This is a genomic window from Cellulomonas sp. T2.31MG-18, assembly GCF_964266755.1.
Taxonomy (GTDB): Bacteria; Actinomycetota; Actinomycetes; order Actinomycetales; family Cellulomonadaceae; genus Cellulomonas.
This window is the reverse complement of the sequence record NZ_CAXWGW010000001.1, coordinates 714,575-737,127: the sequence shown is the minus strand read 5'-3', so window position 1 is coordinate 737,127 and position 22,553 is coordinate 714,575. Positions and strand designations below refer to the sequence as shown.

The window sequence follows — 22,553 nt, the reverse complement described above, 5'->3', positions numbered from 1 at the left end:
CTCTTGTTCCGGGGGTTCTGAAGACGATCCGCCCGGAACGTAGGGCTTCACATAACCAAGTTGGACAAGCGTCTAGGTGGCAGCACCCAGGGGTGTCTAAATTGTCCGATTCTTTCACCCAGCCGCAGGTCAGCGGCTCACTCCGGCGGGTGAAGCGGTACGCCGGGGAATCGCTTCGGCGCCCTATAGCGCGCCTAATCCGCGCCATTTTTCACGGGGCTGACGACGATGCTCGCGACAGTGCTGCCCCAGGCCGATGCGGAGGCCCTCAGCGACCGCGGAGCGCGTCCACGGGGAGCGTCGCGACCACCTCGGTACCGACGCCGAGCACTCCCTTGACGTCGAGCCGGCCGCCGACGATCGACAGTCGTTCGGCCAGCCGCTTGGTGCCGGAGCGGGTCACCGCCGCCGGGTCGAAGCCGCCACCGTCGTCCCGCACCCGCAGCGCGATGCCCGTGCGGTTCACGCCGAGCCGCACGTCCAGCTCGGTCGGGGTGCCGTGGCGGAGCGCGTTGCTCACGGCCTCCTCGACGACGCGGACGGCCAGCAGCCGTTCCGCCTGGGAGAGCTCCGGGGCGGCCGGGTCGTCCAGCGCGCGCAGCTCCTCGTCGACCTCCAGGTGCGTCGCGATCGCCGGCGGGACGCGGCGCAGGAGCGCACGGACCGCCGGGACCATTCCGATCTCCAGCTGGTCCGGGTAGAGCAGCCGGCTCATCTGCCGCACGTCCTGCTCGCGCACGTTCTCGATCTCGGTGCGCACCTCGCGCAGCGTGGCGAGGTCCCGCGCCGGGGCGCCGGCGGCGGCGAGCCGGGCCAGCGCGCCGTCCAGCCGCGCCGTCACCAGCACCAGGCGCTGCTGCATCGACGAGTGCAGCCCGTCGGCCACCTCCCGCCGCACGCGGATCTCCTCGTCCTCGAGGGCTTGCACCGCCGTCTCGACCGCGTGCGTCGTGCGCACCCGCTCGCGGACCTCGGCCCGCAGCCGACGCCGCGACATCATCACCCAGGTGCCGAGCACGGACGAGCCGACCCCGATCGCCGCGCCCGTCAACGCCTCGGCGACCACCGTCTTCGGCCCGAACGCGGGGTACACCCCCAGCAGCACCTGCAGTGCCACCCGCGCGAGCGCGGCGATCAGCCCGGCGAGCACCGCCCCGAGCATCTTGCCGAGCCGGGTGATCCGGTGCGGCTGGCGCCACAGCGCCAGCACCGCGACGAGCACCAGGACGGTCAGGGCGTTGACGATTACGCGCGAGACGACGGAGACGGCCTGCCAGCCCGGCACGAACGCGGCGAAGATGTAGGTGGACTGGGCGACGGCGCCGAGCGCGAACATCGAGGCGACGGCCCCGGTGGTCACCCAGAGGGTGCGCCAGTCCGACGCCTCGTCCGCCGGGTCCGCACTGCCGTCCGGCGCGCTCTGAGCGGGCACGCTCACCTCAGCTCTCGTCGGCCGGTGCGACGTTGCGCCACAGCATCCGGTCGGCACAGACGATACTGAGCACTGATGCCCAACCAATCCCCCGCCGCGCTGCGCGTCGCGGTGGTCGAGGACCAGCCGCTGTTCCGCTCGATGCTCGAGCGGACCCTCGGCGAGCAGCCGGGGCTGCAGGTGGTGGCCAGCGTCGGGACCGTCGCCGCGGCCCGGAACGTCATCACACCAGGCCTGGCGGACGTGGTGGTGCTGGACATCGACCTGCCGGACGGCAACGGCATCGCGCTCGGCGTCCAGCTGCGCCGCAGCCAGCCGTCGCTCGGCATCCTGCTGCTGTCCGCGCACGACGCGATGGAGCTGCTGCTGGACCTGCCGGCCGACGTGGCGGTGGGCTGGGGCTACCTGTCCAAGACGTCGGCGACCACCGTGGAGGCCCTGGTCGGGGCGCTGCACGCCGCCGCCCGCGGCGAGACGGTGCTGGACCCGGCGCTGCTGGCGAAGATGCGGCCGCGACGCGGCTCGGCGGTGGCGGCACTGACGGACCGGCAGTTCGAGGTGCTGCAGCTGCTGGCCCAGGGCCTGAGCAACTCCGGCATCGGCGAGCGGCTGGGCATCACCGAGAAGTCGGTGCAGAACCACGTGAACGCGATCTACAACACCCTGGGCATCGACTCCGACCCGGAGCGGAACCCGCGGGTCAGCGCGGCGCTGCGCCTGATCGAGGAGACCGGCCCGCTCGGCTGAGCGGGCGCGGCCGCATCGGTCGGTCGGTGCGCATCCGTCGATGCGCACCGGTCGGCGGCCGGCGGCGAGCCGGCGTCAGTCGGTGGCCGGCAGCGAGCCGGCGTCGTGCTCGATCGACGGCAGCCGCAGCGTCCGGGTGCGGCGCTGGGCCGGCGCGGGCGCAGGGTCGTCGTCCTGCGCCTCGGCGGCGCCGCGGTCGGCGTCCTGGATCACCCGGTAGACGGTGGCCCGGGACGTGCCCAGCGCCTCGGCGATCTCGCGCACCGTCGCGCCCTGGTCACGCAGCATCAGCACGCGCTCGACGTTGGTCGAGGACAGCGCCCGGGGGCGGCCGCCGACCCGGCCGCGGGAGCGTGCGGCGTAGACGCCGACGATGGTCCGCTCGCGGTGCAGCCGGCGGTCGAGGTCGGTGAACGCGGCGACGAACCGCAGCAGCGCGGCGCCGTCGGGACCCGTGGTGTCGAGCTTGTCGGCGACGCTGACCACGCCCACCTGTCGTCGGCCGAGCAGGTCGAGCAGGGAGACGACGGCGGAGGTGGTCGCGCCGAGCCGGTCGAGGCGCCAGACCAGCAAGGTGTCCCCGGCGTGCAGCTCGTCGAGCGCATCGGTCAGGTGCTCGCGCATCTGGGTGGACGTGTGGGCGCTGACGTCCTCGAACAGCCGCTCCGCCCCGCGCTCGCGCAGCAGCGCGCGCTGGTAGTCGGCGTTGTGCTCCAGCGGGCCCACCCAGACGTAGCCGACGGTGGTCATGACCCGGGGCCCTTCGGACGGCACTTCGGACGGCGCGCGGCGGTGGACCGCCTGGCGGACGCGGCGAGCGTACTACCGCCGACCGCGCGGGGACGGGCGAACCCTCGACTTATGGACAGGTTTTCGGAACACTGTCCATCGGCGGTCCGGGGAGGGCCGCCCGGGGGCACCGCCCTCGGTTCCAACGAGGAGGTTGGGCCACATGCACGTACCCAGACCACGGCGCGCACCCGGTGCGCTCCTGGCGTTGGCCGCAGTCTTGACCCTCACGCTCCCGGCCGCGACCGCAGACGCCGCGACCGGCACCACCACCGCATCCGCCTCCACGACCGTCGCCTCGACCGCGGCGTGGACCAAGGGGACGCCACCGTTGAGCACGCCGTGGACGGCCGACGTCTCGCCGACCAACGCGCTGCCCGACTACCCGCGTCCCCAGCTCGCCCGGCCGAGCGCCGCGGCTCCCGAGTGGGCCAACCTCAACGGCCTGTGGCAGTACCAGCCGTGGGACGGGTTCAGCCCGCTGCCGTTCGGCACCGACCTGGCCAAGCAGATCCTGGTGCCCTACCCCACCGAGTCGGCCCTCTCGGGCATCCAGGCGCACTCGGACTACATGGTCTACCGGACCACCACCACGGTCCCGGCCTCGTGGAAGAACGGCGACCGCCGCATCCACCTGAACTTCGGTGCCGTCGACTACGAGGCGACGGTGTACGTCAACGGGCGCGAGGTGGCCCACCACACCGGCGGGTACACCGCCTTCACCGCGGACATCACCGACGCGCTGGTCGCCAAGGGGCCGCAGGAGATCCTGGTGGCGGTGCACGCGCCCGCGAACAGCGAGAACATCCCGGTGGGCAAGCAGAGCCTGACGCCGGGCGGCATCTTCTACACCGCGTCGTCGGGCATCTGGCAGACGGTGTGGATGGAGCCGGTCGCGACGACGAGCATCTCCGCCCTGACCGCCACGCCCACCTCCGACCTGACGGGCTTCGACGTCAGCGCCACGACGGTCGGTGACGCGGCCGACGCCCGCCTGAGGGTCACCGCCTTCGCCGACGGGCAGCAGGTCGGCAGCGCCGAGGGCCCGGCCGGTCAGCCGGTGCACATCGGCATCGACCACCCGCACCTGTGGACGCCGGACGACCCGTTCCTCTACACGTTCACCGCGACCCTCACGGGGGCCGGCCGTGCGGACCAGGTGGAGAGCTATGCCGGGCTCCGTACCATCGCCGTGGCGAACGTCAACGGCAAGCAGCGCATCACGCTCAACGGCAAGCAGCAGTACCTGCTGGCCACCCTCGACCAGGGCTTCTGGCCGGACGGCATCTACACCGCCCCCACGGACGCGGCGCTGAAGTCGGACATCCAGCACACCAAGGACCTGGGCTTCAACACCATCCGCAAGCACATCAAGGTGGAGCCGGCCCGCTGGTACTACTGGGCCGACCGCCTCGGGATGATGGTGTGGCAGGACGCACCGTCCATGCCGGCCGGCAGCACGCCGCGGCTGAGCACCGCCGACAAGGCGACGTTCCGCTCGCAGGTGTCGGACATCGTCACGCAGCTGCGCGGCGAGACCTCGGTGATCGGCTGGATCCCGTTCAACGAGGGCTGGGGCCAGTGGAGCATCCAGGCGGCCGCCGACCTGACCACACAGATCAAGTCCCTCGACCCGACCCGTCTGGTCGACTCGCGCAGCGGCTCCAACTGCTGCGACATGGCCGGCGACCCCGGCAGCGGCAACATCATCGACTGGCACCAGTACCAGGGCCCGGCACTGCCGTCGCCCGACGCGAACCGTGCGGCGATCGACGGTGAGCACGGCGGGCTCACCCTGCCCGTCGCCGGTCACGCGTGGCCCGGTGCCGACGTCAACCCCTACGGCGCCGTCAAGGACTCGGCCGCCCTCACGCAGGGCTACGTGGACAACACCACGGTGCTGAAGGACTACGCCCCCTGGGGCCTGTCGGGCAGCGTGTACACGCAGATCACCGACGTCGAGGGTGAGCAGAACGGCTTCTGGACGTACGACCGTCAGGTGCTGAAGGTCGACGCCGGCGCCGTGCGGGCGATCAACCTGGCGACCATCGCCGCGGGCTCGTCGTCGTCGGCACCCCAGCCGCCGGCCGGGACCCCGGGGCTGGGCGGCATCGGCCACTGGCCGCTCGACGACGGCAGCGGCAGCACCGCCACCGACGTCTCCGGCAGCCACCCGCTGACCGTGGTCAACGGTGCCTGGAGCACCGACGGCCTGACGTTCACCGGCAACGGGTACGCGCACAGCAGCGGCCCGGTGATCGCCACCCAGGGCACCGACTACGCGGTGTCCGCGTGGGTCAAGCTGTCGCAGGCCGGCGGCGGGTTCCAGACGGTGGTCAGCGAGGACGGCGTGACCAACAGCGCCTTCTTCCTCCAGTACTCCGGCGCGGACCACCTGTGGGCGTTCTCCTTCGCCGGGACCCGTGCGCTGGCGACCGCGGTGGGCACCCCCGTCATCGGGCGCTGGTACCACCTGGTCGGCGTCCGGGACGTCGCGGCGTCGACCCTGACGCTGTACGTGGACGGTCAGCAGGCCGGCGTTGCGCACGTGCTCGGCTCGGTCGACGCCGGGACGGGCGACTTCACGGTCGGTCGCGGGCGGTACGGCGGCAACCCCGTCGACTACCTGACCGGCACCGTGGACGACGTGCGGGCCTACGACCGGGCGCTGTCGTCCGACGAGGTCGCGCAGCTGTTCGCCGCGGGTCGCGTCTGAGGTGCGTGGGGTGGCCGGGTCGCTTCGACCCGGCCACCCCACGGCACGCGCCGGCCCGCTGCGCCCCTCAAGCCCGGGACGTCGGCGACCGATTCCAGAGCGGGGGTGACGGATGACGACCAGGACGGGCGACGACGGCAACGGCGCCATGACCGCCGAGCACCGCGCTCCCGCGGCCGTGCTGGCAGCAGCCGTGCTGACCGGCCTCTTCACCATCGGGTTCCTGATGGAGGCAGGCATCACGGCGGACGTCCTGCTCGGGCAGAAGGCGGGGTTGGCTCACGCCGGCGCCATGGCCGATCGCGGGGCGGCGACCGTCCTCCTGCTGTTCCTGGTGGCGGCGGGATGGTCCGTCGTCGGGACGGCCCGCCTGCTCCGCGGGCAGGACGTGAAGGCGGTGGCCCTCCCGCTCGGCGCCGTCGTCCTCATCGGCATCCCCGGAGAGATCGCCGACGCGATCGGCACGGCGAGCGGCAGCAGCCTCGCCATCGGCGCGGGGATCGTCGCGGCGGCCGGCCTCACGCTGGCGCTGCTGCTCACACCTGCCGCGCGGGCGTGGCGACGCACCTCGGCACCTCGCCCACCGGACGCGCCGACGGGGTTCTGACCGGCGCCTCGCCGACGGGCGCCGTCGTTGCGTCGAGGGCACGAGACCGGCGGCTTCAGACCCCACCTGCAGCGCTGGATGCGAAGAGCCCCTCAAGCACGGTTCGTAGGACGGTCCTCTATCGGGAACGCCGCGCGGGTGCTGGTGCTCCGCTCGTGTGTGCGTACGAGCGGAGCACCAGTGCGGTCATGCCTCGTCGGCCCTGGCAGACGCCGGCACCGGAAGCGCGGGCCACATGAACCGGCCGAGCACGAAGGCTGCGAGGTACGGGACGACCACTGCAGCCCGGTCCTGGTGGAGCGCCATCACCGCGGCGACGAGAAGGACGGCGAGGAAGTCCAGCCCGCGTGATGCCACGTTCCGCCGTCGAGCTCGGAGGTACCGCGATGCCAAGCCGAGGCCGAATCCCAGGGCCGCGGCAGCGACGGCGAGGACGATGATGATCACCTAGACGACCCCCTCGTCAGCAGTTTCGTTCAAAGACACCGACGCCGGCGCCGAGCATGAGCGTCACGCACTTGCCGTGGGACACTGCGCTCTTCGACCGGCTGTTGATCTCCCATGTTTCCGCGGCGCAGAGCACGCCGGCCGGCGCGTTCCATAGTCCCACGACGGCACAGATAACCTCGACGCCTGCCACGTCGCCCGCAGCCTTGAGCGACTCGCTCCAGTTCAGGTACGCGGTCGGAATTACCCAGTAACTCCATCCGTAGGTGGGGTCAGCCACGACGGGGTATGTGAGTGACTTGCTCAGCTGAACGACCTGTGTGAACGTGCTGCCGGATACCTCGTATCGGGTGGGCACCACTGCACCGCTCGCGTCGAAGGCCCACGGCGCGTCGACCGACCCGACCCTCACATTGAGGCCGCTGGCAGGGTCGACACCGACCAGGTCAAGGCCCCCGTCGGTGCGCTCGACGGCCGTCACGCCGCTCTGGAGCTGGTAGGTGTAGCGGTTGCTCGCCCCGGCGTTCGGGATGACGGTCTGGATCGAGACCTTGCCGGAAGCAAGCGGCTCGACGACTAGCGCGGTGTCGTTCTTGGAGTCTGCCGAGTAGACGACCGCGCCGTGCTTGTCGACGACGGCGTGGTGGGCTTTCGCCTGAGCGGGGAGGCTAACGGCCAGCGTTGTGCGTGCCGGTCCAGCCAGCGCCACAACACCCTCAGCGTCCACCGGGATGCGTGCTGTGACGTCCGCAGTGAGATCGGCAGTCAGTGCATCGCCGGTCGAAGTCGTATGGGCGATCGGTCCGAGCCGCGTCGCCACGGCTTGCGCCGCGCCCAGGGCGCCGCCCGGGTCTGGCACCAAAGGGGCAGCCTGAACTTGGCTGGCTGTGCCAGCCACCAGGACTATGGCCGCGACCGTAGCGGTTAGGTTGCGTCGAGCGATTTTGCGCAAGGCAGGCCCCCTGTTTGTGTTTTCATCGCCTCGTCTTGAGGCAACCCGAGCGTAGCGGCGACGGTCACGCTGGGGAGTCACTTCTGTCAATCGCAATCCTTTCCACTCGCTCGGCCCACCGATGCGACCACATCCCGTGGCCGCCGCAGGGTGCTCGAGACCAGCGGTGTCTGACCGCGCCGCCACCGCTGATCGCGAAGAACCCGTTGCCCGTCGCGGACACCAGCGCGTAGACCTGTTGCGTCGCGGCGGCAGCCTCAGCAAGCCCGCGTGCGCTACCGCCGACGTCGGACTAGCCGCGGCTAGGACGTTCTTGGGAACAGCGCATTGACGTCGTCTTCGGTCAGGAGCCGAGCCGCCGGAGGTGAGAGGAACTCGGCGAGCCAGCTTGAAGGGGGCAGACGCGCTTCGTGGGCCCTGCGCGCTACACAGCGCAACCGCGGCGGCGTCTGGACATAGTCGGTCGTACTTGCGCAGCCGATCCACCAGTACCTCGAAGTGCGCCAGCACGGCGCCGTCGGTCAGGAGCGGAACCTTGAGCCGCCTCGAGGGCTCCCGCTTTGGCCGTAGTTACGGCAGTGAACACGCAGCCCAGCACGGTGAGCCCGCGTTCTCAGGTGGACTCCACCTCGATCTGTGCGAGCCATCGGCGCGGGGATCGTCGCGGCAGCAGGCCTCACGCTGGCGCTGCTGTTCACACCAGCCGCGCGCACGTGGCGACGCACCTCCGCACCTCGCCCACCGGACGCGCCGACCGGGTTCTGACCGGCGTCCACGCCGTCGGGCGCCGTCCTTGCGCCGACCACGGCCACGCGGGCGCCTCGTGTGCATGGCCGACGGGACGGGGTCAGCCGCCGCAGACGGCGGACGCCTGCGCCTGGACCTGGTCGACGCTGGTCACGTCCTTCGGCAGCGGGGCCGCGGGCTGCGACGCCGCGGGCGATGGCGCTGTCGCGGTGGACGCAGGCGCACTGCCCTGCGAGGTGGTCGACTGCACAGGCGTGGACGGCGGTGCGAGCGCGTCGGTGATCGGCCGGTCGGCCGCCATCGCGGCCCACAGCCGGTCCGCGGCCTCCGTCCAGACCACGCGGTAGCGGTCCTGCGGTGCCGGACCGTTGGGGACGGTGGTGAAGACGACCTGTGCCGGGTCGATGCCCCGGAGGCTGTAGGCCAGACCGGTGGCGGTCGAGGACGTCAGGCCCGAGTCGGTGGTGAGTGCGCTGGTCGCGGCGTTGGCGAACGACATCAGCTTCACCGGGTCGGTGAGGACGGCCTTGCTGAGCACCTTGTGGGCCAGGACGGCAAGCAGCTGCTGCTGATGACCGATCCGCGTCAGGTCAGACCCGTCGCTGCCCGTCTCGTAGCGCGCACGGGCGAACTGCAGGGCCGTCTGGCCGTCGAGCGCGTTGAGCCCCGCCGGGAGGTTCAGGCCCGTCTTGTCGTCGGTCATGGCCTTCGGCACGCAGACCTGCACACCTCCGACCGCGTCGACCATCTTCTGGAACCCCGCGAAGTCGACGACGGCGACGTGGTCCACGGGCACGCCCGTCGTGGCTTGGACGGTGGTCACGGTGCACGCCGCGGCGGACGCGATGTCGCCTCCGTCGTCCCATCCGAGGGCGAACGCCGAGTTGAACATGGCGGCTCGTTGCGGCTTCGTCGTCTTCTGGTTGGTGAGCCTGCACGCGGGGATGTCGACCAGCGAGTCACGAGGGACGGAGACCAGCTCGACGCGGCGCCGGTCCGCCGACACGTGCATCACGATCGCGGTGTCGGAACGCATTCCTCCGTTCGCGCCGCCGATCTCTGCGTTCTCCCCCGAGCGGTCGTCCGAGCCGAGGAGCAGGACGTTCACAGGTCTCGCGGCGTGGGCGTCGGCCACCTCGGTGGTGCCCGACGTCGACGTCGGCGTCGGGCGGTCCACCAGGGCCGCGATGTCCACGTGCTTGACGTTCCCCTGCAGACGCTGCGCGACGGCGCCCGCCAACGAGACCGCGCCGAGCAGCACCGCGACGAGCCCGACGGCGAGCACCCGGAGCGCGGGGTGCTGCTTGCGTGGACGCGCGTGCCGTGGGACCGGGGACGACCGCCGCGTCGACTGAGGCACGGCCGGAGCCTAGGGAGACACCGGCATCGCGCGGGCCGGTTCAGGCGAACGGGATGTGGGGATCCCGTGCGCGGATCGTCCCGGCGCCGCCCGCCGGCACGAGCCCCGCATCGCGGCGCAGCCGAGCGGCACCCGCGAACAGGCCCTCGAACAACGCCAGCAGGCCGATGCCCAGGAGCGCCGCGACCTCGACGGCGCACCAGCTCAGCACGAGCGTGACGTGCATCAACCCGGTGCCGGCCCAGAACCCGACGAAGCCCACGGCGAACCACGCGGCGACGACCACGAGCAGCATGCGCATCCGCCGGAACAGGTGCACCGTCCGATCCGAGAACGCCTCGCCCAGGTCGACCAGCGCGAGGAACCGGAACCCGCAGACCGCCACGGCCACCGCCGGCAGCAGTCCCGCCACGATGCCGAGGTACACGGGCAGCCGCCAGCCGGCCAGCTCCGGCCAGCGCGCGACCGCCTCGAGGCTGACCAGGTACAGCAGGCCGCACGCGATCAGCGCCCCGGCCAGCACCGTCACCAGCAGGATCCGCAGCACCGCCGTGTGCAGCCGCACGAAGCCGACGCTACGCCGCGGAGAGGAGAGGAGAGCCCCCTGTCGGATTCGAACCGACGACCTGCCGCTTACAAGGCGGCTGCTCTGGCCAGCTGAGCTAAGGAGGCGAGGGGGTCCAGCGTAACGACCGCCACGACGGCGGCCGCCACGCCGGACCCACGGGAGTGCCGGGCGGATCAGCCCTTGGCGGCCTTGGCCGCGTTCACCTTCGCCAGCAGCGCGCCGGGGGTGCTCCAGAAGCCGGCGTCCGAGGAGTTCTGGCCGCCGACCTGCTTGCCGTCGATCAGGATCGTGGGCGTCGCGATGCCGCCGAGCGTGTCGTTGGCGTGCTGGGTGGCCGCCGCGAGGAACGGGGCGTAGGTGCGCCACGTACCGGTCTTGGTGGCCGACCCGGCCTTGTACGTACCGGTGACGGTGTCGGTGAAGTGTGCGATCACGCTGTCCGGCACGCCTGCCGACTTGGCGATGTCGCCGATCTTCGCGTCGGTCAGCCCGGGAGTGTTCTCCGCGGGCTGGCCCGTGAAGAGGGCCGTCATGAACGCCGTGAACTTGTCCGGCGCCTGGTCGGCCACCACCATCAGCGCGTTGCCGGCGCGGGTGGAGTAGAAGGTGCCGAGCGAGCTCGGGTCGAGGAAGGCGAGCGGCTGGAAGACGACGGTGACGCCACCCTCCTTGATCAGGGTGTCGATGTCGGCGGAGTTGATCTTGTCGAACTGCTGGCAGATGGGGCACTGCATGTCGAAGTAGATGGTCAGCGTGGTGTCGTTGGCACCGGCCACGCCGACACCGCCGGAGCTGATGGGGATGCCGCCTGTGCTGTCCGCCGTCTTGGGCTTGGTGACGGAGTCGAGGCTCGGCGCCGTGACGTTGGTGCCACCACCGCCGTACGCGACCTTGCCGTAGGCGTCCTTGGCGGCCTTGTTGTTGATCAGCACGGTGGCGACGACGCCGATCAGCACGACGACGGCGAGGACCAGCCCGCCGATGGCGAGCATGCGGTTGCGGCGCTCCTTGCGCTGCTGCTCCTGGCGCATCTGCAGCGCCTTGGCGCGGGCGTCGTCACGGCGCTGAGCCTTGGTGACGCGAGGTTCGTTGCTGGGCATGGGGGTGCTCCTGAGATCCGGTGGGGTTGCTGGGGACGGGCGCTGCTCAGGCGGGCAGCGGCGGTCCCCGGTGCGGCCGGACCTGCACCAGCCACCGGTCCAGGCGCACCCGCGGTGCGGGCAGCGGCGGACGCGGGCGACGCGCCACCGGCAACGGCCGGGCGGCGGGCGCGGGACGGGTCAGTGCGGCGCGGACCAGGGCCGCCGCGGCACGAGCCGCCCGCACCAGCACCGAGCCGAGGCCCAGACCGCCGGCGACGAGTGCGAGGTGCAGCGCCAGCACGGGGAGCGCGACGGACAGCAGGACGACGACGCCGCTGGGCGCCTGACCCAGGCCCAGGGTGCCGGCCGGGCAGTCCGCCCGGTCCTGCAGCACCAGCAGGTCGATCCCGAGACGACCCCAGGAGCCCGTGGTCACGCACTCGTGCAGGAGCACGCGGCCCTGGGTCAGCACGACGCCCGCACCGGCGGTCAGCAGGGCTGCGGCCAGCGCCGCACCGTGCCGTCCGCTCGCGCGCATGGCGCCAGGGTAGGGCAGCGACCTGTCGGGACGGCAGCCGCCGGGCTCAGGCGCCCGGCAGCGTCGGGGTCGGCAGCGGGGACCAGACGATGGCACCGCCGTCCAGCACCCGCACCAGGAGCATCGCCGTCACGCCGAGGGCCAGCAGCACCAGCACCAGCGCGCCGAGCCAGTTGGGGGTGACCACCCACAGCGCCCGCCGCGCACCGAGCCGCGTCATCGCCGAGAGGGGGCCGAACCACAGCAGCACCACGCCCGCCAGCACGACGAGGCCCACCAGCACCGACGCGGTCGGCCCCTGCAGCGGGCCGCCCTGGTGGCTGGTGCCGACCGTCCAGCGGCCGGTGCCGACCAGCCACCAGCCGATCCCCAGACCGATCACCATCACGCTCGCGGCCACCAGCACGCTGGGCACCAGGCCGAGCACCGCGCGCAGCAGGTGCCACGGGCTGGAGACCGCCGCGACCAGGCGGTCGGACGGTCGGACGCCGTGCTTCTCGCGCCGCCCGTGCATCGCCTCGACCGTGGACCCGAACCCCCGGACCAGCAGCACCACCGCACCGACGACGATCAGCGTCCGCCCGGGCCACGAGGCACCCGCCGCGGCGACCAGCAGCGCGAGCGCCGCCACCGACCCCCATCGGCGCCGGGCGTGCGGCCGGACGTAGCCGGAACCCTCCTCGTCGGGACCCGTCGACTCGTCGAGGTCCTCCTCGATCCACTCGACCGCCTCGTCGACGTCCACCGGGCGCACCCGCCACGGGTGCCGGGGGTCAGTGCCGTCGTCGTACGGCTGGTCGAGCTCGTCGTCGTCGGGCTCGGCACCGTCGTCCAGCCGGATGTCGTCACCGTCGCCCGGCCCACCGGGTGCGAACGCGCGCGTGCGACCGTCGTTCGCCGCGCCCCGACCGGCGAGCGCCACGGTGGCACCCGCGGCAGCGGCGCCCACCCGGGCCGGGACGGCGACCGTGCCGGCCACGTCCGCACCGCTCAGCACGCGGGTCGCCGTGCCGTCCACCGGGTCGCCGTCGACCGCGGCCGTCCGCAGCGCGGAGACCAGGTCGTCCGCCGCGAGGCGCTGCCGCGGGTCGGGGTCCAGCGCTCGGCGCAGCGCCCCGGCCGTCAGCGGTCCGAGGTCCGCCAGGTCCGCCGAGCCGGTGCGCGCCCGCGCCAGGACCACGTCCACCGCTCCGCTGCCGAACGGCGGCCGGCCCGTCGCGGCGAACGCCAGCACCGCCGCCCAGCCCCACAGGTCGCTGCCCGGCCCTGGCTCGGCCCCCGACAGCAGCTCGGGTGCCAGGTAGCCGGGCGTGCCCATCACCAGGCCGGTGGAGGTCAGGTGCTCGTCCCCCGCGTCCTGCGCGATGCCGAAGTCGATCAGCACGGGCCCGTGGTCGGTGAGCAGCACGTTGGACGGCTTCAGGTCGCGGTGCACCACGCCGGCGGCGTGCACGGCCGCGAGCGCGTCGCGCAGGCCGGCGGCGAGGTCGGCGAGCTCGTCGGGCCCGAGGGGTCCCCGCGCGTGCACCCGGGCGGCGAGGTCCTGCCCGTCGACCAGCTCGGTGACCAGGAACGCCTCGGTGGAGTCGACCTCGGCGTCGAGCACCGCGGCGACGGCCGGGTGCCGCAGCCGTTGCAGCGCCGCGACCTCGCGCATCAGCCGCGCGCGGGCGGCCGCGTCGGCGCCGACGTGCGGGTGCAGCAGCTTGAGCGCCACCGGCGAGCCACCGCCGTCCACCGCCCGGTAGACGGTCCCCATGCCCCCCGCACCGAGCGGGGAGACGACGGTGTAGCCACCGATCTCCGACCCCGGCGCCAGACCGATCCGCTCCATGACGGAACGGTATCCGCGCACCGTCCGCGCGCCAGCGCGCGGCGCCGCGAGGTCCCGAGCCAGCCCGCGAACCGGTGCCGTCGGCCGCGCCACCGGCGTCGTGACCGGAGCGCCACCAGCAGGTTCACCAGCATCTTCACCGGGCGACCACACCCGAACGCCGCTAGTTTGGACGGCACCGCCCGAAGGAGCTGATCGCGCTGTCCCACGTGCCTGCCGGCGCCCACGAGCTGGTGGTCGTCGCGAACCGCCTGCCCGTCGACGTCTCCCTCGACGACGAGGGGAGGATGAGCTGGACCCGAGCACCGGGAGGCCTGGTCACGGCTCTGTCGCCGGTGATGCGGAAGTCGCGGGGCGCCTGGGTGGGCTGGGGCGGTTCCCCCGACCTCGAGGTGGACCCGTTCGACGCGGACGGCCTGCACCTGGTGCCCGTGCCGCTCACGGCCGGTGACGTCGAGGGGTTCTACGAGGGGTTCGCGAACGACACGCTGTGGCCGCTGTACCACGACGTGATCACGCCGCCGACGTACCACCGGCAGTGGTGGGACGCCTACCGGCGGGTGAACGACCGGTACGCCCGGGCGGCCGCCGAGCAGGTGGCGCACGGCGGCACCGTCTGGGTGCACGACTACCAGCTGCAGCTGGTGCCGGCCCGGCTGCGGGAGCTGCGGCCGGACGTGCGGATCGGGTTCTTCTGCCACATCCCCTTCCCGCCGCTGGAGCTGTTCGGCCAGCTGCCATGGCGCAAGCAGGTGATCGAAGGGCTGCTCGGGGCGGACCTGGTCGGCTTCCAGAGGCCGGGCGACGCCGGCAACTTCGTCCGGGCGGTACGGCGGCTGACGGACCTGACCACGCACGGTCTGCTGATCACCGCCGGCGGCCGCGAGGTGCGCGCCGGCTCCTTCCCCATCTCGATCGACTCCCACTCCTTCGACCAGCTGGCCCGGACCCCCGCGGTCGCCGCCCGGGCCCGCGAGATCCGCCGCGAGCTGGGCGACCCGGAGGTGGTGCTGCTCGGCGTCGACCGTCTCGACTACACCAAGGGCATCCGGCACCGGCTCAAGGCGTACGGCGAGCTGCTGGCCGAGGGCCGGCTGTCGCCCGCGGAGACGACGCTGGTGCAGGTGGCCAGCCCCAGCCGCGAGAACGTCGGCGCCTACATGCAGCTGCGCGACGAGGTCGAGCTGCTGGTCGGGCGGATCAACGGCGACTTCGGCCAGGTGGGCCACGCACCCGTGCAGTACCTGCACCAGTCGTACGGCATGGAGGAGATGGCCGCGCTCTACCAGGCCGCCGACGTGATGCTGGTCACCGCGCTGCGCGACGGCATGAACCTGGTGGCCAAGGAGTACGTGGCCGCGCGGTGCGACGAGCGCGGCGCCCTGGTGCTGTCCGAGTTCACCGGCGCGGCCGACGAGCTGCGCGGCGCCCTGCTGGTCAACCCGCACGACATCGACGGGCTGAAGGACACCATCACCTACGGCGTCCGCATCGACGGTCGCGAGGCGCGCAAGCGGATGCGACGGCTGCGTCGGCGCGTGCTGGGTCACGACGTCGCGGCGTGGTCGGCGGAGTTCCTCGCGGCGCTGCGGGCCGGTCCCGGGGCGCTGCTGCCTGCCGGGGAGGAGCTCCAGTCGGCCGAGTACCCGCGCACGGGCAGCGAGGAGCTGGCCCACGGCCCGGACGAGTTCGGGCCGCCCGACGAGCCGGGGCAGGCTCGTGGCTGAGGACGGCACGGCGCTGACGCGACGCCTCGCACAGCTCGCCGGCGACGTCTCCGTGCGGCCCCTGCTGATCGCGCTGGACTTCGACGGCACCCTGGCTCCGCTCCAGGACGACCCCTCGAGGTCGGCGATCACCGCCGACGGCGTCGCCGTGCTGGGGCGCCTCGCGGCGCTGCCTCAGGTGACGCTCGCCCTGGTGTCCGGCCGCTCGATGGCCGACCTGCACAAGCTCGCCACCGTCCCTGCCGGCACGGTGCTGATCGGCAGCCACGGCGCCGAGCGGGCGCGGCGCACCCGGTTCGGGCTGGACCGGGACGTGGTGCGCCTCACCGACGAGCAGGCCGACCTGCTGGCGGCGCTCGGCGCCCGGGCCGCCGCGGTGGCCCGCGGTCGAGACGGCGTGTGGGTGGAGAGCAAGCCGACCGCGGTGGTGGTGCACTCCCGGCTGGCTCCGCGGGACGTCGCGGCGGTGGCGTGCGACGAGGCGCTGGCCCTCGGCGCCGACACCGGTGTGGACGTGATGAAGGGCAAGGACGTGGTGGAGCTGTCGGTGCTGCACGCCGACAAGGGCGCCGCGCTGACCGCGCTGCGCGACGAGGTGCGCGCCGAGCTGGTGCTCTACGCCGGTGACGACGTGACGGACGAGCGGGCGTTCGCCGCCCTGCGGCCCGACGACGTGACGGTCAAGGTCGGTGACGGCGACACCTCGGCGGCGTACCGGGTGCCCGGCACCGAGGAGCTGGTCGACGCCCTGGGCGGCTTCGCGGACGCGCTCGCCGGCTGACGTTCAGGACACGCGCGTGATGGGCTGAAGGCCCTGGTCACAGCGCGTTCCGCATGGTCGGATGAGCACACCGCCGTCCGTCAGGGGAGCACGCGCATGCCCGATCTGGAGCTGGACCGACTCGACAAGTCCTACGGGGAGCTGCGCGCGCTGCGCGAGCTGAGCCTGACGGCGCACGCCGGGGAGATCCTCGGCTTCGTCGGCTCGAACGGAGCGGGCAAGACCACCGCGATGCGCATCGTGATGGGGGTGCTCGCGGCGGACGGCGGGCAGGTGCGCTGGGACGGGCGGCCGCTCGACCTGGCCGCGCGCCGGCGGATCGGGTACATGCCGGAGGAGCGCGGCCTGTACCCGCGGATGCGCGTCGGCGAGCAGCTGGAGTACCTGGCGCGGCTGCACGGGCTCGACCAGCCCGCGGCGCGGGCGGCCGCCGGCGAGTGGATGGAGATCCTCGGCGTCGGCGCACGGCGGGACGACGAGGTGCAGAAGCTGTCGCTCGGCAACCAGCAGCGCGTGCAGCTGGCCGCGGCGCTGCTGCACACGCCGGACGTGCTGGTGCTCGACGAGCCGTTCTCGGGGCTCGACCCGGTGGCGGTCGACGTGATGAGCGGCGTGCTGCGGGAGCGCTCCCGGGCCGGGGTGCCGGTGCTGTTCTCCTCGCACCAGCTGGACCTGGTCGAGCGGCTGTGCGACAGCGTCGGGATCGTCAAGGACGGGGCGATGGTGGCTGTCGGCAGCATCGAGCAGCTGCGCGCCTACGAGCGCCCGCGGTGGCTGGTGGACGGGCCGCCCGGCGGCGGCGCGTGGGTGGACGCGGTGGCCGGCGTGCACCTGGTGCAGGCGGACGGCACCCGGACGGTCGTCGAGCTCGACTCGACCGCGGCCGGTGCGGAGCAGCCCCTGCTGCAGGCCGCGCTGGCGGCCGGTGCCGTCCGGGAGTTCGGGCCCGTGCGGCCCTCGCTGGTGGAGCTGTACCGCGACGTGGTGAGCGTCCCGACGGAGGTGGCGGCATGAGCGGCACGGTGACGGCCCCGGACCGGCTCGGCGCCGGTGCGACCATCCGCCTGGTGGCCGGCCGGGAGATCACCACCCGGTTGCGGTCGAAGTCGTTCCGCCTGATCACCGGGCTGCTGCTGCTGCTCGTCGTCGGCGGTGGCGTGGCCCTGCACCTGGCGACCGCCTCCCCCTCCACCAAGCAGATCGCGCTGGTGCCGGGCACCGCAGCCCTGGGCCCGGCGCTCGAGGCGGCCGGCACCGCGAGCGGCCAGCACCTCAGCGCGGTGCCCGTGGCGGACGACGCGGCGGCGCGCGCGAAGGTCCAGGACGGCACGGCGGCACTCGCGCTGACCGGGACGCCCGCGCAGTTCGCCGTGGTGGTCAAGACGCGTCTGGACCCCTCGCTCACGGCGCTGCTGACCGAGGTGCGCCGGCAGGCCGCGCTGAGCGCGGCGATCACCCAGCTGGGCGGCGACCCGGCCGCGGTGGCGAAGCAGGTTGCGGGAGCGACGCTCGACGTGCAGGCCCTGCAGCCGACACCGGAGCGGGACGCCGCGCAGATCATCGCCGGCTCGCTCGCCGGGATCCTGCTGTTCATCGCGCTGCAGACGGGCGCCCAGCTGGTGGCGCAGGGCGTGGTGGAGGAGAAGTCGAGCCGCGTCGTCGAGCTGCTGCTCGCCGCGATCCGGCCGTGGCAGCTGATGGCCGGCAAGGTGATCGGCATCGGCGTGATCGGTCTGATCCAGGTGGTCGTCCTGGTCGCGGGTGCGGCCGGCACGGCGACGGTCACCGGGCTGGTCGACCCCAGCAAGATCGGCCTCGGCGCCACCGCAGCGTGGGCGCTGGTGTGGTTCGTCGTCGGGTTCGCCGGGTACGCGGTGGTGCTCGCCGCACTGGCCGCGCTGGTGTCCCGGCAGGAGGACGTCGGCTCGGTGACGGCACCCGTGGTGATGCTGATGGTGGTGCCCTACATGCTGGGCATCACGCTCGGCGTGCAGGACCCGACCAGCCCGGTCATCGTCTGGCTGAGCTTCATCCCGTTCGCCTCGCCGATCGTCATGCCGATCCGGGTCGCCATGGGCACCGCACCGACCTGGGAGGTGCTGGTGTCGCTGGCGATCTCGACGGCCCTGATCCCCGTGCTGGTGTGGGGCGCCGGGCGCATCTACTCCAACGCGGTGGTGCGGATGGGCGCCCGCGTGCGGCTGCGGGACGCCCTGCACTCCGTCTGACCCGCAGGCCCCGGGCCCGGACGGCGGCCGCGCCCGGGACCCGTCAGGGGATCAGCAGGATGGAGACCGCACCCTCGCCGTAGCCGGCGATGTCCACCGTCAGGTCGAGGCGGGGCACGTAGGCCTTGACCCACCGCGCGAGGTCGTGCGGCAGCGGCTGACCCGGCTCGGCCACCCCGTCCAGGCGCAGGTGCGGTCCGTCCCCCGTGTTGAACAGCGATGCGGTCACGTTGAGCACCTCGGCGGCGTTCTCGGCCAGGGTGTCCGACAGCTCGAGCGCGGCGACGTCGCCCTCCGAGATGCGGTTGGGCACCAGGCCGATCGCGGCACCGCAGCGGGCGGCGAACGCCAGGTCGAGCACCACGAGGGCCCGAAGGTGCAGCAGCCGGTCGACGTACGCGCCGACCATGGCGCCGCCGGGCTCGGCCGGGTCGATGATCCGGCCACCGGTCAGCACCTGGACGTCGCGGCCCAGCAGCCCCTCGACCAGCTCGCGGAACTCCTGCGCGGACGGCAGCGCGGTCCCGCTCATGCCAGCACCGGGTCGATGACCTCGCGGAACGACTCCGGGGTGAACGGCTTGGCGATGAGGAACAGCGCGCCGGCCGCCTCGGCCTTCTCGCGCATGTCCGGCGAGCCCTCGGACGTGACGAACCCGAACGGCGTACCGAACCCCTCCTGCCGCAGCCGCCGGAGCAGCTCGATCCCGGTCATCTCGGGCATGTTCCAGTCGGACAGCACCACGTCGGGCTCATCCGCACGGATCTCCTCCAGCGCCTGCGCGCCGTCCGCCGCCTCGCGGACCTCCCAGTCGTAACCGGCCTGGCGCAGCGTGCGGATGACGATCTGCCGCATCACGCGGCTGTCGTCGGCCACCAGCACCCTGATCATCGCTCCCCCTCTCGCACCGAGCCCGTCGGCTCGGCCACCTCCCACACAGTGACGACGAACGGGTGACCCCGCCAGGCGAGCGGCACCCGCTGGACCGCGGCGGCCAGGTGCCCGTCCGGCAGCCGGTCCGCCACCTTGGGCAGCCCCAACGTGCCGTGCTCCGGCAGCAGCGCCTTGACGTTGCCGCCGACGACGTTGGCGAGCTCGCCGAGCGCGTCCACCACGTCCTCGCGGGGCACCGTCTCGTCCGCCTCCATCGACAGCAGCGCGCGGGCCAGCTCGTGGGCCGCCGGCGTGCTCGTCTCGAGCGACGCGCGGCCGAGCCAGGGCCCGTGCACGTCCACCCAGGCGACCACCGCGTCGGACCCGGTGCCCGCGTCCGGCCACGGCACCAGGGACTCCGGCTCGCCGTCGATCATCGCGGCGAACACCTCCTGGGCGATCGCCTGGACCTCCTCGTGCGCGATCGGGCTCATGCCACACCTCCGGCGGCGACGGGCTCCGGCACCAGGCCGAGCAGCTCGAGCTTCTCCCGCAGCGCGTCCGCGGTGAAGGGCTTGATCACGTACTCGTGGGCGCCGGCGGCCAGCGCCCGGACGATCTGCGAGTGCTCCGACTCGGTGGTGACCATCACCAGCGTGACGGCCCGCCACAGCGGGTTGGCCCGCACGCGCGTGACGAACTGCAGCCCGTCCAGCACGGGCATGTTCCAGTCGACGCAGGCGAGGTCCACCTCGAGGCCGCCCTCGAGCAGGTCGAGCGCGGCCTGGCCGTGCTCGGCCTCGTGCACCTCGTACCCGAACGCCGCCAGCGTGGCTCGGACGATGCGCCGCATGGTGCGCGAGTCGTCGATGACCAGGGCTCTCACGGTGCGACTCCTCTGAACGTCGGGACGGCGGCGCGAGTGCGGTCCGCCGCGCTGAGCGGGTGCGGGATGGTGCCGGCGAGGCGCCGGGCGGTGTCGGCGGGGAGGGCGGCGGTGAGCGGACGGCCGATCGCGCGGTGCAGGCAGGCACGACCGGCCTCGACCCGCTCGAACCCGTCGTGCACGCCGAGGGTCGTCTCCGCGGCGCCGAGCACCAGGTACCCGCCGGGCCGCATGGCGCGCAGCACCCGGTCGAGGACGGCGCGCTTGACGGCCAGGTCGAAGTAGATGAGGACGTTGCGCAGGAAGACGACGTCGAACGGGCCACCCGCGGGAGCCGGGTCCAGCAGGTTGTGGCGGCGGAACGTGATCACCTTGCGCAGCGGGTCGGACACCTGCCAGTGCGCGCCGGCCCGCTGGAAGTGGCGCACCAGCATGGGCGCCGGTAGGCCGCGGTTGATCTCCAGCTGGGTGTAGGTGCCGGCCCGGGCGCGCGCGAGCACCTGCTCCGAGAGGTCGGTGGCGGTGATCGACAGGGCGGTGCCCGCGTCCAGGGTGCCGTCCAGCACCATCGCGATGGAGTACGGCTCCTGCCCCGTGGAGCAGGCCGCGGACCACACCCGCAGGCTGTCCAGCCGGCCCAGGTGCGCGCGCAGCGCGGGGACGACGTGCTGGGACAGCGCCACGAACGGCGTCTGGTCGCGGAACCACGACGTCTCGTTGGTGGTCAGCGCCTCGACCACGCCCATCAGCTCGCTCTCGCGGGGCTGGGCGCGCAGCGCGCGGACGTAGGCGTCGACGTCCATCCCGCGCTCGCGGGCCAGGGGCGCCAGACGGCTCTCCACCAGGTACTCCTTGCCCGGTTCGAGGCTGATGGCGCTGCGCTGCCGCACCAGGTCGGCGACGTAGGCGAACGTGTCGGCGGCGAGCGTCATCGGACCCCTCCCGTGAGGTGTGCGGCGGGTTGAGGGGCGCCGACGGCGGCGGCGACGGCGGCCTCGATGGCGCCGGGGACGTCGTCGAGCGGCAGGACGCGGTGCGCGAAGCCGGACGTGGTGACGGCGCCCGGCATGCCCCAGACGACGCTGGTCGCCTCGTCCTGGGCGAGCACCGTGCCGCCGGCGGCGACGATCTTGCCGGCGCCGTTGCGGCCGTCGGAGCCCATGCCGGTGAGCACGGCGCACACCAGGTCCCCGCCGACGGCCTCGACGGCCGAGTCGAACATCACGTCGACCGACGGCTTGCAGAAGTTCACCGGTGGGCCCTGGTCGAGCACGGCGCGCAGCGTGCCGCGGACGTTGCGGACCAGCAGGTGCTCGCCGCCGGGCGCGATGTAGACGTGGCCGGGCCGCAGCTCCTCGCCGTCCACCGCCTCGCTGACGCGGGCGGGTCCGAGCCGGTCGAGCCGCGCCGCGAGCTGGTGGGTGAACACCGGCGGCATGTGCTGGACCACCACCACCGGCACCCGCGGCGGCGCGGTCAGCGCCGTGACCAGGGTGGACAGCGCCTGCGGGCCACCGGTCGACGAGCCGACCACCACCATCCGCACCGGGTGCGGGGCGGGTGGCGCCGGGCTCGTGGCGCGGGCCGGCACCGTCCCGGGCGCCGTCCGCGCGGGGCCGAAGCCGGCGGCACGGGTCGCGAACCCACCGAGGGCCTGCCCGCCGGCCGCCGCGGTCGAGGCGTACCCGCCGGGTGTCCGCAGGCCGGGCCCACCGGGCCCGCCGGCAGCCGGACGGGCTCCGAGGTGACCGCGGCCGGCTGCTCCGGGACCGCCGGCCAGCACCAGGATCTTGGGGATCAGCTCCTCGGCGACCCGGGCGATGGACTCCTGGACCGAGCCCATGTTCGACGGCTTGGTCACGTAGTCGCTGGCGCCCGCCACCAGGGCGTCCAGCGTGGCCGCCGCCCCCCGCTCGGTCAGCGTGGAGAACATGATGATCGGCACGCGGGAGCCGGACGTGCGCAGCGCGCGGACCGCCTCGATGCCGTTCATGTCCGGCATCTCGACGTCCATGGTCACCACGTCGGGCTTCAGCTGCTCGACGCGGGCCAGAGCCCGGCGGCCGTCCGACGCCGTGCCGACCACCTCGACCCGGGGGTCGGCGGCGAGGGCGTCGGTGACGAGCCGTCGCACGACGACGGAGTCGTCGACGACGAGGACGCGGATCGCGGTCATCGAGGCCTCCGGGTGCGTGGTGATCGGGACGGGTGGACAGGGGGTGCCGGGTCCGCACCGGCC

At 73.2% G+C, this 22,553-nt stretch carries 22 protein-coding genes and 1 tRNA gene; 7 read left to right on the top strand and 16 right to left on the bottom strand.

All coding sequences use genetic code 11. The annotated features are described in order from the left end of the window. Nucleotides 1-268: 268 nt before the first annotated feature. Nucleotides 269-1,438, bottom strand: a complete 1,170-nt coding sequence (locus ACFQTY_RS03410; protein WP_378097290.1) for a sensor histidine kinase — start codon at nucleotides 1,436-1,438, stop codon at nucleotides 269-271. 69 nt (nucleotides 1,439-1,507) lie between these two features. Here ACFQTY_RS03410 and ACFQTY_RS03405 point away from each other — a divergent pair, with 69 nt between their 5' ends. After that, a complete protein-coding gene (locus tag ACFQTY_RS03405; RefSeq protein WP_378097287.1) occupies nucleotides 1,508-2,179 on the top strand; it encodes a response regulator in 672 nt (223 codons plus the stop codon). Nucleotides 2,180-2,254: 75 nt separating this feature from the next. Here the strand turns inward: ACFQTY_RS03405 and ACFQTY_RS03400 are convergent, their stop codons facing one another. Then, the gene (locus ACFQTY_RS03400; RefSeq protein WP_378097283.1) at nucleotides 2,255-2,929 is read right to left on the bottom strand and encodes a recombinase family protein; all 675 of its coding nucleotides are present in this window, start codon (nucleotides 2,927-2,929) and stop codon (nucleotides 2,255-2,257) included. 247 nt (nucleotides 2,930-3,176) lie between these two features. Between ACFQTY_RS03400 and ACFQTY_RS03395 the strand changes: the two genes are divergently transcribed. Further along, nucleotides 3,177-5,684, top strand: coding sequence for a LamG-like jellyroll fold domain-containing protein (locus ACFQTY_RS03395; RefSeq protein WP_378097280.1), 2,508 nt, complete (start codon nucleotides 3,177-3,179; stop codon nucleotides 5,682-5,684). A gap of 112 nt (nucleotides 5,685-5,796) precedes the next feature. Further along, a complete protein-coding gene (locus ACFQTY_RS03390) occupies nucleotides 5,797-6,291 on the top strand; it encodes a hypothetical protein (protein ID WP_378097277.1) in 495 nt (164 codons plus the stop codon). Nucleotides 6,292-6,477: 186 nt separating this feature from the next. Here ACFQTY_RS03390 and ACFQTY_RS03385 read toward each other — a convergent pair whose 3' ends face one another. The 8 genes from ACFQTY_RS03385 to ACFQTY_RS03350 all read right to left on the bottom strand — a co-directional run bounded on the left by ACFQTY_RS03385 (nucleotide 6,478) and on the right by ACFQTY_RS03350 (nucleotide 13,819). Beyond that, nucleotides 6,478-6,738 (bottom strand): hypothetical protein, encoded by a 261-nt coding sequence (locus tag ACFQTY_RS03385; RefSeq protein ID WP_378097274.1) that lies wholly within the window; start codon nucleotides 6,736-6,738, stop codon nucleotides 6,478-6,480. A gap of 16 nt (nucleotides 6,739-6,754) precedes the next feature. Next, nucleotides 6,755-7,558, bottom strand: a complete 804-nt coding sequence (locus ACFQTY_RS03380) for a hypothetical protein (RefSeq protein ID WP_378097271.1) — start codon at nucleotides 7,556-7,558, stop codon at nucleotides 6,755-6,757. Nucleotides 7,559-8,537: 979 nt separating this feature from the next. Further along, nucleotides 8,538-9,797 (bottom strand): LCP family protein, encoded by a 1,260-nt coding sequence (locus ACFQTY_RS03375; RefSeq protein WP_378097268.1) that lies wholly within the window; start codon nucleotides 9,795-9,797, stop codon nucleotides 8,538-8,540. 40 nt (nucleotides 9,798-9,837) lie between these two features. Then, nucleotides 9,838-10,362, bottom strand: coding sequence for a DUF2975 domain-containing protein (locus ACFQTY_RS03370; protein ID WP_378097265.1), 525 nt, complete (start codon nucleotides 10,360-10,362; stop codon nucleotides 9,838-9,840). A gap of 33 nt (nucleotides 10,363-10,395) precedes the next feature. Then, nucleotides 10,396-10,469 (bottom strand) — tRNA-Thr (locus ACFQTY_RS03365). Between the two features lie 69 nt (nucleotides 10,470-10,538). Continuing rightward, a complete protein-coding gene (locus ACFQTY_RS03360) occupies nucleotides 10,539-11,465 on the bottom strand; it encodes a DsbA family protein (RefSeq protein ID WP_378097262.1) in 927 nt (308 codons plus the stop codon). Nucleotides 11,466-11,511: 46 nt separating this feature from the next. Further along, nucleotides 11,512-11,985, bottom strand: coding sequence for a hypothetical protein (locus ACFQTY_RS03355; RefSeq protein WP_378097259.1), 474 nt, complete (start codon nucleotides 11,983-11,985; stop codon nucleotides 11,512-11,514). A 46-nt stretch (nucleotides 11,986-12,031) separates the two neighbouring features. Then, a complete protein-coding gene (locus ACFQTY_RS03350) occupies nucleotides 12,032-13,819 on the bottom strand; it encodes a protein kinase (protein ID WP_378097256.1) in 1,788 nt (595 codons plus the stop codon). 209 nt (nucleotides 13,820-14,028) lie between these two features. Between ACFQTY_RS03350 and ACFQTY_RS03345 the strand changes: the two genes are divergently transcribed. The 4 genes from ACFQTY_RS03345 (at nucleotide 14,029) to ACFQTY_RS03330 (ending at nucleotide 18,555) form a co-directional block, all read left to right on the top strand. Continuing rightward, a complete protein-coding gene (locus ACFQTY_RS03345) occupies nucleotides 14,029-15,546 on the top strand; it encodes a trehalose-6-phosphate synthase (protein ID WP_378097253.1) in 1,518 nt (505 codons plus the stop codon). Beyond that, nucleotides 15,539-16,327, top strand: coding sequence for a trehalose-phosphatase (gene otsB / locus ACFQTY_RS03340; RefSeq protein WP_378097250.1), 789 nt, complete (start codon nucleotides 15,539-15,541; stop codon nucleotides 16,325-16,327). Before ACFQTY_RS03345 ends, otsB begins: the two co-directional genes overlap by 8 nt. 96 nt (nucleotides 16,328-16,423) lie before the next feature. Next, nucleotides 16,424-17,341 carry an ABC transporter ATP-binding protein gene (locus ACFQTY_RS03335; RefSeq protein ID WP_378097247.1) on the top strand — a complete coding sequence of 306 codons (918 nt, stop codon included), beginning with the start codon at nucleotides 16,424-16,426 and terminating at the stop codon, nucleotides 17,339-17,341. Beyond that, nucleotides 17,338-18,555, top strand: a complete 1,218-nt coding sequence (locus ACFQTY_RS03330) for an ABC transporter permease (protein ID WP_378097244.1) — start codon at nucleotides 17,338-17,340, stop codon at nucleotides 18,553-18,555. Before ACFQTY_RS03335 ends, ACFQTY_RS03330 begins: the two co-directional genes overlap by 4 nt. A 43-nt stretch (nucleotides 18,556-18,598) precedes the next feature. Here ACFQTY_RS03330 and ACFQTY_RS03325 read toward each other — a convergent pair whose 3' ends face one another. The 6 genes from ACFQTY_RS03325 to cheB are packed head-to-tail and all read right to left on the bottom strand — an operon-like array spanning nucleotide 18,599 to nucleotide 22,490. Continuing rightward, entirely contained in the window at nucleotides 18,599-19,087 is a 489-nt protein-coding gene (locus ACFQTY_RS03325) for a hypothetical protein (RefSeq protein WP_378097241.1), read from the bottom strand. Next, nucleotides 19,084-19,446 (bottom strand): response regulator, encoded by a 363-nt coding sequence (locus ACFQTY_RS03320; protein ID WP_337973641.1) that lies wholly within the window; start codon nucleotides 19,444-19,446, stop codon nucleotides 19,084-19,086. The genes ACFQTY_RS03325 and ACFQTY_RS03320 overlap by 4 nt, the downstream gene beginning before the upstream one ends. Next, entirely contained in the window at nucleotides 19,443-19,922 is a 480-nt protein-coding gene (locus ACFQTY_RS03315; protein ID WP_378097237.1) for a chemotaxis protein CheX, read from the bottom strand. The genes ACFQTY_RS03320 and ACFQTY_RS03315 overlap by 4 nt, the downstream gene beginning before the upstream one ends. Further along, entirely contained in the window at nucleotides 19,919-20,314 is a 396-nt protein-coding gene (locus ACFQTY_RS03310) for a response regulator (RefSeq protein ID WP_291762996.1), read from the bottom strand. The genes ACFQTY_RS03315 and ACFQTY_RS03310 overlap by 4 nt, the downstream gene beginning before the upstream one ends. Beyond that, on the bottom strand, nucleotides 20,311-21,246 hold the full coding sequence (locus ACFQTY_RS03305) for a CheR family methyltransferase (RefSeq protein WP_378097233.1): 936 nt from the start codon (nucleotides 21,244-21,246) through the stop codon (nucleotides 20,311-20,313). The genes ACFQTY_RS03310 and ACFQTY_RS03305 overlap by 4 nt, the downstream gene beginning before the upstream one ends. After that, on the bottom strand, nucleotides 21,243-22,490 hold the full coding sequence (cheB, locus tag ACFQTY_RS03300; RefSeq protein WP_378097230.1) for a chemotaxis-specific protein-glutamate methyltransferase CheB: 1,248 nt from the start codon (nucleotides 22,488-22,490) through the stop codon (nucleotides 21,243-21,245). The genes ACFQTY_RS03305 and cheB overlap by 4 nt, the downstream gene beginning before the upstream one ends. Nucleotides 22,491-22,553: the final 63 nt, after the last annotated feature.